The sequence below is a fragment of the Klebsiella sp. C349492 genome (genome assembly GCF_042055345.1).
GTDB classification, from domain to species: Bacteria; Pseudomonadota; Gammaproteobacteria; order Enterobacterales; family Enterobacteriaceae; genus Klebsiella; species Klebsiella scottii.
Window position 1 is genome coordinate 73987 of record NZ_JANQCE010000003.1, and the last position, 10304, is coordinate 84290.

The 10304-nt window shown below is 57.9% G+C and carries 10 protein-coding genes and 1 other annotated feature; of the genes, 4 read left to right on the top strand and 6 right to left on the bottom strand.

All coding sequences use genetic code 11. The features are described from left to right. Positions 1-37: 37 nt before the first annotated feature. Positions 38-1204 carry a serine-type D-Ala-D-Ala carboxypeptidase DacD gene (gene dacD, locus NWP14_RS13060; RefSeq protein WP_375215448.1) on the bottom strand — a complete coding sequence of 389 codons (1167 nt, stop codon included), beginning with the start codon at positions 1202-1204 and terminating at the stop codon, positions 38-40. A 242-nt stretch (positions 1205-1446) separates the two neighbouring features. Between dacD and sbcB the strand changes: the two genes are divergently transcribed. Next, positions 1447-2871 (top strand): exodeoxyribonuclease I, encoded by a 1425-nt coding sequence (sbcB, locus tag NWP14_RS13065; RefSeq protein WP_375215449.1) that lies wholly within the window; start codon positions 1447-1449, stop codon positions 2869-2871. Between the two features lie 46 nt (positions 2872-2917). On the opposite strand, the gene fusA is transcribed toward sbcB, so the two are convergent. After that, positions 2918-5020, bottom strand: a complete 2103-nt coding sequence (gene fusA / locus NWP14_RS13070; protein ID WP_375215450.1) for an elongation factor G — start codon at positions 5018-5020, stop codon at positions 2918-2920. A gap of 237 nt (positions 5021-5257) precedes the next feature. Here fusA and NWP14_RS13075 point away from each other — a divergent pair, with 237 nt between their 5' ends. Then, the gene (locus NWP14_RS13075; RefSeq protein WP_095100939.1) at positions 5258-5575 is read left to right on the top strand and encodes a helix-turn-helix transcriptional regulator; all 318 of its coding nucleotides are present in this window, start codon (positions 5258-5260) and stop codon (positions 5573-5575) included. Between the two features lie 54 nt (positions 5576-5629). Here the strand turns inward: NWP14_RS13075 and NWP14_RS13080 are convergent, their stop codons facing one another. The 4 genes from NWP14_RS13080 to NWP14_RS13095 form a co-directional block, all read right to left on the bottom strand. Next, positions 5630-6988 (bottom strand): APC family permease, encoded by a 1359-nt coding sequence (locus NWP14_RS13080; RefSeq protein ID WP_331834644.1) that lies wholly within the window; start codon positions 6986-6988, stop codon positions 5630-5632. After that, positions 6978-7043, bottom strand: a complete 66-nt coding sequence (gene yoeI, locus NWP14_RS13085) for a membrane protein YoeI (protein WP_115193916.1) — start codon at positions 7041-7043, stop codon at positions 6978-6980. The genes NWP14_RS13080 and yoeI overlap by 11 nt, the downstream gene beginning before the upstream one ends. A gap of 234 nt (positions 7044-7277) precedes the next feature. Continuing rightward, the gene (locus NWP14_RS13090) at positions 7278-8168 is read right to left on the bottom strand and encodes a LysR family transcriptional regulator (RefSeq protein ID WP_375215451.1); all 891 of its coding nucleotides are present in this window, start codon (positions 8166-8168) and stop codon (positions 7278-7280) included. Positions 8169-8206: 38 nt separating this feature from the next. Beyond that, on the bottom strand, positions 8207-9031 hold the full coding sequence (locus NWP14_RS13095) for an SDR family oxidoreductase (protein ID WP_331834646.1): 825 nt from the start codon (positions 9029-9031) through the stop codon (positions 8207-8209). A 176-nt stretch (positions 9032-9207) separates the two neighbouring features. On the opposite strand from NWP14_RS13095, the gene hisL reads away from it, so the two are divergent. Both hisL and hisG read left to right on the top strand, forming a co-directional pair. Continuing rightward, positions 9208-9258 carry a his operon leader peptide gene (gene hisL / locus NWP14_RS13100; protein WP_115193915.1) on the top strand — a complete coding sequence of 17 codons (51 nt, stop codon included), beginning with the start codon at positions 9208-9210 and terminating at the stop codon, positions 9256-9258. Further along, positions 9234-9356 (top strand) — a sequence feature (His leader region). Its footprint overlaps the gene before it by 25 nt. A gap of 46 nt (positions 9357-9402) precedes the next feature. Beyond that, positions 9403-10302: an ATP phosphoribosyltransferase gene (gene hisG, locus NWP14_RS13105; RefSeq protein ID WP_095100931.1), complete on the top strand. Its 900-nt coding sequence runs from the start codon at positions 9403-9405 to the stop codon at positions 10300-10302. Positions 10303-10304: the final 2 nt, after the last annotated feature.

Genomic DNA, 10304 nt, shown 5'->3' on the forward strand with positions numbered 1-10304 from the left:
GGAAAAGATGCCGCTCCGGGAGAGAGCGGCACGAAGGTCAGAGCTTGTGGTGCAGATAATCACTCATGCGCGAGAAAAGGCCGCCTTCGCCAACGCTTTCCAGCGTCACCAGCGGCCAGTGGGCCACGACCTTATCGCCGTCGTAGAGCGAAATCTCCCCGACCCGCTGATTGGCGGCGATCGGCGCCTCCAGCTCTTTCTTATCCAGCACATATTTGGCCTTAATACGCGAAACCTCAGACTTCGGCAGCGCTAACCAGAAGTCCTGGTCGGTGCCGAGCTGGATCTGGTCCTTATCGCCATACCAGATAGGCTCGCTGCCCACTTTTTTACCTTTTTGCAGGACCTGGACGGTATCGAAGTTTTGCTGGCCCCAGTGCAGCAGTTTGGCCGCCTGCTGCTCGCGCCCTTTCGGACTCTCGGCCCCCATCACCACCGCGATCAGGCGACGCTGGCCGTCGACGGCGGAGGCAATCAGGTTAAAACCGGCGCCGGAGGTGTGGCCGGTTTTCAGGCCATCGACGTTCATGGTTTTATCCCACAGCAGACCGTTGCGGTTCTGCTGGGTAATACCGTTCCACGTCAGGCTTTTCTGACTGTACATGTGGTACACGTCAGGATCGCCGTGAATAATCGCCCGCGACAGGACCGCCAGATCGTAGGCCGAACTATGCTGCCCCGGCGCATCCAGCCCGTGTACGGTTTCAAAATGGGTGTCCTGCAGGTGCAGCTTTTGTACGTATTCATTCATCAGGGCAACGAACTGCGGCTGGCCGCCGGCAACGTAGTCGGCCAGCGCCACGCAGGCGTCGTTACCGGAGTCGACGATAAGCCCGCGGCTTAAATCACGGACGCTAAGCCGATCGCCGGGCTTGAGGAACATCAGCGATGAACCATCGAATACCGGGTTGCCCTTCGCCCAGGCATCTTTGCCAACGGTGACCATATCGTCAAAGGTAATGCGATGGCTGTCGATGGCGCGATCGACCACATAGCCGGTCATTAATTTCGTCAGGCTGGCGGGGTTACGCTGCTGATGTTCGTTACCGGCGGTCAGGATCTGACCGGTGGTGTAGTCCATCAGCACCCAGGAGCCTGCCTGAATGGAAGGCGGCGTCACGGTGACGGGAAAATCATTCGCGGCAAAGGCGCAAGAAACGCTCGAAGCGAGCAAAGTTACAGCAATAAAAAAACGGCCTTTCAACGGCATATCCTCAAGATTTACAGATCCGCCGTCCTTTTTACGGAAATTCTCCTTTCATATCATGGTTTAATTGCAAGAAAATATGACACGATAAACGCGCTGCGCGGCCGATGCCCTTCTGATGGCCGGACAAATCGTTTACCATAGCCCGTCATACTTCAAGCTGCACGTGCGCTGGCTTTGTGGCTCACCCCGAACGATTTAGCGTATGGACGCCAACCACCACGGAAAATAGACAGACTATGCAAGATAGCGCCAACCAGCCCGGATTTTTGTTCCACGACTACGAGACCTTTGGCACCCGCCCGTCCCTTGACCGGCCGGCGCAGTTTGCCGCTATCCGCACCGATGCGGATCTTAACGTTATCGGCGAGCCCGAGGTATTCTACTGCAAGCCGGCTGACGACTATCTGCCGCAGCCCCAGGCGGTGATGATTACCGGGATAACGCCGCAGGAAGCGATCGCCAAGGGCGACAATGAAGCCGCTTTTGCCCGCCGCATTCACGATCTGTTCACGGTGCCAAAGACCTGCATTGTGGGTTACAACAACGTGCGTTTCGATGACGAAGTCAGCCGCAATATTTTCTATCGCAACTTTTACGATCCCTACGCCTGGAGCTGGCAGCACGATAACTCGCGCTGGGATCTGCTCGACGTGATGCGCGCCTGCTACGCGCTGCGCCCGGAAGGCATCAACTGGCCGGAAAACGACGACGGCCTGCCCAGCTTTCGCCTTGAGCATCTGACCGTGGCCAACGGTATCGAGCACAGTAACGCCCACGATGCGATGGCCGACGTGTATGCCACTATCGCCATGGCGAAACTGGTCAAAGCCCGACAGCCTCGCCTGTTCGACTACCTTTACACCTTCCGCAATAAGCGCAAGCTGGCGACGCTGATTGACGTGCCGCAGATGACGCCGCTGGTACACGTTTCCGGAATGTTCGGCGCCGCACGCGGCAACACCAGCTGGGTGGCTCCGCTGGCCTGGCATCCGGATAATCGCAATGCGGTGATTATGGTTGACCTTGCCGGCGATATGTCGCCCCTGCTGGAGCTGGACGCCGACGCGCTGCGCGAGCGGCTGTATACCGCCAAAGCCGACCTCGGCGACCTGCCGGCGGTACCGGTCAAACTGGTCCACCTCAACAAATGCCCGGTGCTGGCCAAGGCCAATACGCTGCGCCCGGAAGACGCGGAGCGTCTGGGCATCAACCGTCAGCGCTGTCGGGATAACCTGCAGCTGCTGCGCGGCCAGCCGCAGGTGCGGGAAAAAGTGGTGGCGATCTTTGCCGAGGCGGAGCCGTTCGTTCCTTCCGACAACGTCGATACTCAGCTCTATAACGGCTTCTTCAGCGATGCCGACCGCGCGGCGATGAAGATTGTGCTGGAGACCGAGCCGCGCAACCTGCCGGCGCTGGACATTACCTTCGCCGACCCGCGTATCGAGCGCCTGCTGTTTAACTATCGCGCGCGAAACTTCCCGGGCAGCCTTGATGAAGCCGAGCAGCAGCGCTGGTTAGAGCATCGTCGAGAGGTGTTTACGCCGGAGTTTTTGCAGGCTTATGCCGATGAGCTGCAGACCTTGCAGCAGCAGTATGCTGACAATAACGAGAAGCTGATGCTGGTGAAAGCGCTGTGGCAGTACGCGCAGGATATTGTTTAGAATAAATAAATTCCCGGACTGCGCAACGCAGGCCGGGAACGGTTATTTACCCTTTCGCGCGGCTGGCGATAATCGCCTCCGCCACGTTACGCGGGGCCTCCGCGTAATGATGGAACTCCATGCTGTAGGTCGCCCGCCCCTGGGACATCGAGCGTAGCGTCGTGGAATAGCCGAACATCTCGGCCAGCGGCACGTCGGCGCGAATAATCTGGCTGCCGAAGCGCTCTTCCATCCCCTGCACCATGCCGCGGCGGGAGGAGAGATCGCCCATAATGTTGCCGGCATACTCTTCCGGCGTTTCCGCTTCCACATGCATCACCGGTTCGAGGATCACCGGGTCGGCCCTGCGCGCGCCCTCCTTGAAGCCGAAAATGGCCGCCATGCGGAAGGCCATTTCCGAGGAGTCGACGTCGTGGTACGAACCAAAAGTCAGGGTCGCTTTGACGTCCACCACCGGATATCCTGCCAGCACGCCGGTGCCCATCGCTTCACGCAGGCCCTTTTCCACCGAAGGAATGTACTCGCGCGGCACCACCCCGCCTTTGGTGGCATCTTCAAATACGAAGCCGCTGCCGGGCTCCAGCGGTTCGAGAGTCAGCACCACGTGGCCATACTGCCCTTTGCCCCCGGACTGGCGGACGAATTTGCCTTCCACCTCTTTCACCGTTTTGCGGATCGTCTCGCGGTAGGTTACCTGCGGGCGGCCGATATTCGCCTCAACGCCAAATTCGCGTCGCATCCGGTCAACGATAATTTCCAGATGCAGCTCGCCCATCCCGGAAATAATCGTCTGGCCCGACTCCTCGTCGGTGTGCAGGCGGAACGACGGATCTTCCGCCGCCAGGCGCTGCAGCGCAATGCCCATTTTCTCCTGATCCGCTTTGGTTTTCGGCTCGATAGCCAGCGAAATCACCGGCTCCGGAAACTCCATCCGTTCCAGGGTAACGATCGCGTTCGGATCGCACAGCGTGTCGCCGGTGGTGACGTCTTTTAGACCGACGCAGGCGGCGATATCGCCGGCATGCAGCTCGTCCACCTCGTGGCGATCGTTGGCGTGCATCAACACGATACGGCCGATACGCTCTTTTTTACCTTTAACCGGGTTATACACCGCATCCCCTTTCTTCAGGGTGCCGGAATAGACGCGGATAAAGGTCAGCTGGCCCACGTAGGGGTCGGTCATCAGCTTGAACGCCAGCGCTGAGAGCGGTTCATCGTCATCAGGATGGCGCTCTGCCGGCTGGCCTTTCTCATCAACGCCCTGAATCGCCGGGATATCCAGCGGGGATGGCATCAGTTCGACGACCGCGTCGAGCATCCGCTGGACGCCTTTATTCTTAAAGGCGCTGCCGCACAGCACCGGCTGGATCTCTCCGGCAACGGTGCGCTTACGCAGCCCGGCTACGATCTCAGCCTCGCTCAGATCGCCCGTTTCCAGATATTTGTCCATCAGCTCATCGCTGGCCTCCGCCGCCGCTGAAACCATTTTCTCCCGCCACTGCCGGGCGGTTGCCAGCAGCTCATCCGGCACCGGAGCATAGCTGAAGGTCATCCCCTGGGTCGCATCGTCCCACAAAATGGCGCGCATTTTGATTAAGTCCACGACCCCGACGAAATGCTCTTCGGCGCCGACGGGAATGACCACCGGCACCGGATTGGCCTTCAGGCGGTCGATCATCATCTGCACCACGCGGAAGAAATCGGCCCCCGGGCGGTCCATTTTATTGACGAAGGCCAGCCGCGGGACCTGGTACTTATTCGCCTGCCGCCATACGGTTTCCGACTGCGGCTGCACGCCGCCCACGGAGTCGTAGACCATTACCGCGCCATCCAGCACCCGCATGGAGCGTTCGACTTCAATCGTAAAATCGACGTGCCCTGGGGTGTCGATGATATTAATCCGGTGCGGCTCAAAGCTGCGGTCCATACCGGGCCAGAAACAGCTGACCGCGGCGGAGGTTATGGTGATCCCGCGCTCTTGCTCCTGCGCCATCCAGTCGGTTGTTGCCGCGCCATCGTGTACTTCACCCAGCTTATGGCTCATTCCGGTATAAAACAGAATGCGCTCAGTGGTGGTGGTTTTACCGGCATCGATATGCGCGGAGATACCGATGTTGCGATAACGTTCGAGGGGGATGGGTCGGGGCATGATGCGTCCTTAGTCATTTTGACTGTCAGTGAGCGGCGAAACGGCCGCGGTTCATTCAACGGCATCCATCATAGTACAACTGTACGAGTATATTCGAACTATTTTTGCTATCGTTACTATTGGTGAAGCTGCGGCAGCGCGCGTGGCTTTAGCGATTGAGTTTGGGTATATTACCGGCCAACCGCCGATACGGGCTGCTGTTCCGCGGAACAGAGCAACCGCCGACACAGGAATATTATGATCGCCAATCACCCCGAACGTGAACAAATCCGCCTTGAAAATGTTCTTTTTGCCCTTGGGAATCCGATGCGGCTGGAGATTATTCGCATCCTCGCCGACGGCAGCGAGCAGAGCTGCAACGCCCTGCGCCATGAAGACGTCGCGAAGTCCACCATGACCCACCACTGGCGCGTTCTGCGCGATAGCGGCGTGATATGGCAGCGCCCGCAGGGGCGGGAGAATATGATTTCGCTGCGCCGGGAGGATCTGGAGGCGCGTTTTCCCGGGCTGCTGGATACGCTACTCAGAGTGATGCGCCAGGAAGTGCAGAAGTAACGGAAACAAAAAAGCCGGAGGTCTCCCCCCGGCTTTTTTTATCCTGTCGTCCGATCAGGCAATGTCTTCGTACTGCGGAACAGGGTTGCGGAAACGACGGGTCACGCAGGCCAGATAAACCAGGCCGATGGTGCCCCAAATCAGGCCCAGAACCATAGAACTCTGTTCCAGGTTGACCCACAGTGCGCCTACGGTCAGCGCGCCACAGGTTGGCAGCACCAGGTAGTTGATGTGGTCTTTCAGGGTCTTGTTACGCTTCTCACGGATCCAGAACTGTGAAATCACCGACAGGTTAACGAAGGTGAAGGCCACCAGCGCCCCGAAGTTAATCAGCGCCGTCGCGGTCACCAGGTCGAATTTAATCGCCAGCAGCGCAATCGCGCCCACCAGCAGGACGTTAAACGCCGGGGTACGCCATTTCGGGTGAACGTAGCCGAAGAAGCTGGTCGGGAATACGCCGTCGCGGCCCATCACGTACATCAGACGGGAAACGCCCGCATGTGCGGCCATGCCGGAAGCCAGAACGGTCACGCTGGAGAAGATCAGCACGCCCCACTGGAAGGTTTTGCCCGCTACGTACAGCATGATTTCAGGCTGCGACGCGTCCGGATCTTTAAAGCGCGAGATATCCGGGAAGTACAGCTGCAGGAAGTAAGATGCACCGATGAAGATCATCCCGCCGATCAGCGCGGTCAGGAAGATAGCCTTCGGGATCACGCGCTCTGCGTCTTTGGTCTCTTCAGACAGAGAAGAGATACCGTCAAAGCCGAGGAACGAGAAGCACAGGATGGTCGCACCGGTAATCATCGGCACCACGTGGGCCCCTTCGGACCAGAACGGACGGGTGCTGGTCAGCGTACCGGCGCCTTCACCGTGCATGATGCCGTAGATAATCAGGCCGACGATAACCGCCACGATACCCATCTGCAGAACCACAATCAGGGTATTGAAGTTCGCCACGGCCTTGATGCTGCGCAGGTTGGATACGGTCATAAAACCGACCAGCGCAACCACGAAGATCCACGACGGAACGGAAGGCATCAGCGCTTCAAAGTAAATCTTCGCCAGCAGGATGTTGATCATCGGCATAAACAGATAGTCGAGCAGCGATGACCAACCAACCATAAAGCCAACGGCCGGGCTGATAGATTTCTGAGCGTAGGTGTAGGCGGAGCCTGCAGACGGAAAACGACGAACCAGTTTACCGTAGCTCAGCGCCGTGAAAAGAATTGCGATCAGCGCGAAGGCGTAGGCCGTCGCAACGTGACCGTCAGTCAATCCAGAGACGATACCAAACGTATCGAACAGCGTCATCGGCTGCATATAGGCCAGGCCCATCATGACAACCGGAATCAACGTAAGGGTTTTACGTAATTCCACGCGAGAGGTTTTTGGAGTAGCGTTATGCGACATTGTGGTCATCCCCTTTTACGGCGAAAGCCATCGCGTAAGCAAAAAATTGCCCCATTTCTGTGTATTCCTCAGCGACAACAACTGTCGGTTTTTAGTAAATATCTATCCGGTACGAAGCCCGGCCTCTTGGTATTGAATGATGTGTCTTTAAAGCAAAAAAATAACCGACGCTTTAAAAAGCGTCGGCTAGTTTCTGTTTTTCAGGCCGCGTATTTTGCAACATTTACTGGCCGGATGACAAGCCGTTGAAGAGCCAAATAATTGTAGGAATTATTTAACAGACTAATATTTATACGATTTTAGTATTGTATATCCTGCCAATAGCATTATTTGCTAAAACTGCATTCTGCCACCATCCGCTGGCGAGGCCGGAAGCTTCCTCCTGCCAGCCAATCCACGCCCGGTGAATCGGCTGATGGGCGGCGACCTCTTTCATTATCAGCTCGCCGCGGTCCAGCTGGGGCTGCGCCAGGTATCGCGGCAGATAGCCCCAGCCGAGACCGGCGGAAACCAGCGCCAGCTGGCCGGGAAAATCAAACGCGGCCAGATGCTCCCGATCGTCGGCGGATGGCCAGCCGCCGCCGCAGATAATGGCCCGCTGGCGCTTCATCACCCGCCAGCTCAGCGGTTCCGGCATCTGCGCCAGCGGATGCTGCGGCGCGACGACAAAAACATGCTCCAGCTCGCCCAGCGGGCTGAAACCGTAGCCGTCAAGAGCCGGCGGGTCGCTTAACGCCCCCAGCACGATATCCGCCCGCCCTTCAACCAACGCCTCCCAGCGGTCGGTAAGCGTCTCGCGGCAAAAGCGCAGCTGCGCCAGATTGTGCTGCTGGTAAAACTGGCCCACCAGCGGCGCCAGTAAAGAGAAGGGAAAGGTGGCGTCCACGGCAATGACCAGCGCATTTTCCCAGCCCTGGTGCAGCTTAATCGCCTGTTTTTCCAGCTCGCGGGCGGTGTGCAGCACTTCGCGCCCCTTTTCCAGAAGCAGCTGCCCGGTGGGCGTAAAGCGCGCGCGGTGTCCGCTGCGGTCAAGAAGCTGAATATTAAGGTCGCTTTCCAGCTTGTGAATGGTGTAGCTCAGCGCGGAGGGCGTTTTATAAAGCTTTGCCGACGCTGCGGCAAAGCTCCCCTCTTTTTCCAGCGCATCCAGAATAACGAGGACATCCAGCAGTGGTTTCATCGCCGCCCCCTTACGGTTCGCGATTTCCCGCTGACTGATTATTCCATCGGCATGACCAGCGGGTCCGGGTACTGATACTCAAACCCCAGCTCATAGCAGATACGGTTGCCGTCGATAATCTTGCCGCTACCGCCGTCCGGATTATCGGCAAACACCGGCGGCGGAAGGCCAAGTTCGCGGGCCATCTGCGGATAGAAGACGCCGCGAGCGGGATGCTTTGGCGCACATATATTATAGATGTGTCCGCCCTTCGGGGCCTGCAGCAGCAGCTCAATCGCGGCGATAACATCCTGCAGATGGACCAGATTGACCCCTTGCTGGCCGTCCGGCGCCGACTTACCGGCAAAGAAACGTCCCGGATGGCGCGAGGGCCCCACCAGCCCGGCGAGGCGTAAAATATCGACCGAGGTCCCCGGAAGGTTATGCAGCCAGTCCTCCAGCTCTTTAAGCACCCTGCCGCTGGCGGTTTGCGGATTGCGGGGGGCCCCCTCTTTTAAGGTGCCGCTGGCGTTGCCATACACCGAGGTTGAGCTGGTAAAAATTATCCGCGGCACGTGGTGGGCTAAAGCGGTATCCACAATTTCCTGTACCGCCTGCAGATAGAAATCCTCCCCCGGCCCGGTGCGGCGAGCCGGTAAGGTGATCACCAGCGCATCGACGTTCATCAATGCATCCAGATCTTCCGTGTCGCAAACCAGCTGGGGCTCAAGACGCAGCGGATAGCCGTCAATTCCGCACATCCGTGCCGCCTCCACGCCATCCTGCGTCGTCTTACTGCCGGTCACCTCCCACCCACGCGCCATCAACGACAGCGCAAGGGGCATACCCAACCATCCTAATCCGACAATCGCGACCTTTTTCATATCCTGGCTCCTGACTCTTTCGCTGTGCTGACTTAAGGCTACGCCAGCCGGCGGCAGCTGACAATTTCTTCGGTCAATATGAAATGAATTAATGATAGTAAAAAGCCCTTGCTTTATGCCGCTGAACTGGTTTAGGTTAAAAGGCATCAAATGCATAGTCATTCAAAGAGAATTTTATGAACTGCGTTCAATCTAAAAACCACCATCATCACCATCATCCTGACTAGTCTTTCAGGCGATGTGTGCTGGAAGACATTTGGATCTTCCAGAGGTGCATGAACGCAAAGAGAGCCCCCGGAAGATTTACTTCCGGGGGCTTTTTTTTGAATTAAATTCGGACAGATTCAGACAGGTATAAGAGGAAAACAAGAATGTTAGACAACAGCCGTTTACGCATAGCTATTCAAAAATCAGGCCGCCTGAGCGAAGATTCACGCGAATTATTGAGCCGCTGTGGCATCAAAGTGAATCTGCACACTCAGCGCCTGATTGCGCTGGCAGAAAATATGCCTATCGATATTTTGCGCGTGCGTGATGACGATATCCCGGGCCTGATTATGGACGGCGTGGTCGATCTGGGGATTATCGGCGAAAACGTGCTGGAAGAAGAGCTGCTGAGCCGCCGCGCTCAGGGCGAAGACCCGCGCTACTTCACCCTGCGTCGTCTTGATTTCGGCGGCTGCCGCCTGTCGCTGGCCACGCCGGCGGATGAGCGCTGGGACGGCCCGTCGGCGCTGGATGGCAAACGCATCGCCACCTCCTACCCGCACCTGCTGAAGCGCTACCTCGATCAGAAAGGAATTTCGTTTAAGTCCTGCCTGCTGAACGGCTCCGTTGAAGTCGCCCCGCGCGCGGGCCTCGCCGACGCCATCTGCGACCTGGTGTCTACCGGCGCGACCCTCGAAGCCAACGGTCTGCGCGAAGTGGAAGTGATGTTCCGCTCCAAAGCCTGCCTGATTCAGCGCGACGGCGAAATCGCCGATGCCAAACAGCAGCTGATTGACCGCCTGCTGACCCGTATTCAGGGCGTGATCCAGGCCCGGGAATCGAAATACATCATGATGCACGCGCCGACCGAGCGTCTGGAAGAAGTGGTGGCTCTGCTGCCGGGCGCCGAGCGTCCGACGATCCTGCCGCTGGCGGGCGATAAGCAGCGCGTAGCGATGCACATGGTCAGCAGCGAAACCCTGTTCTGGGAAACCATGGAAAAACTGAAAGCGCTCGGCGCCAGCTCGATCCTGGTTCTGCCGATTGAGAAGATGATGGAGTAATC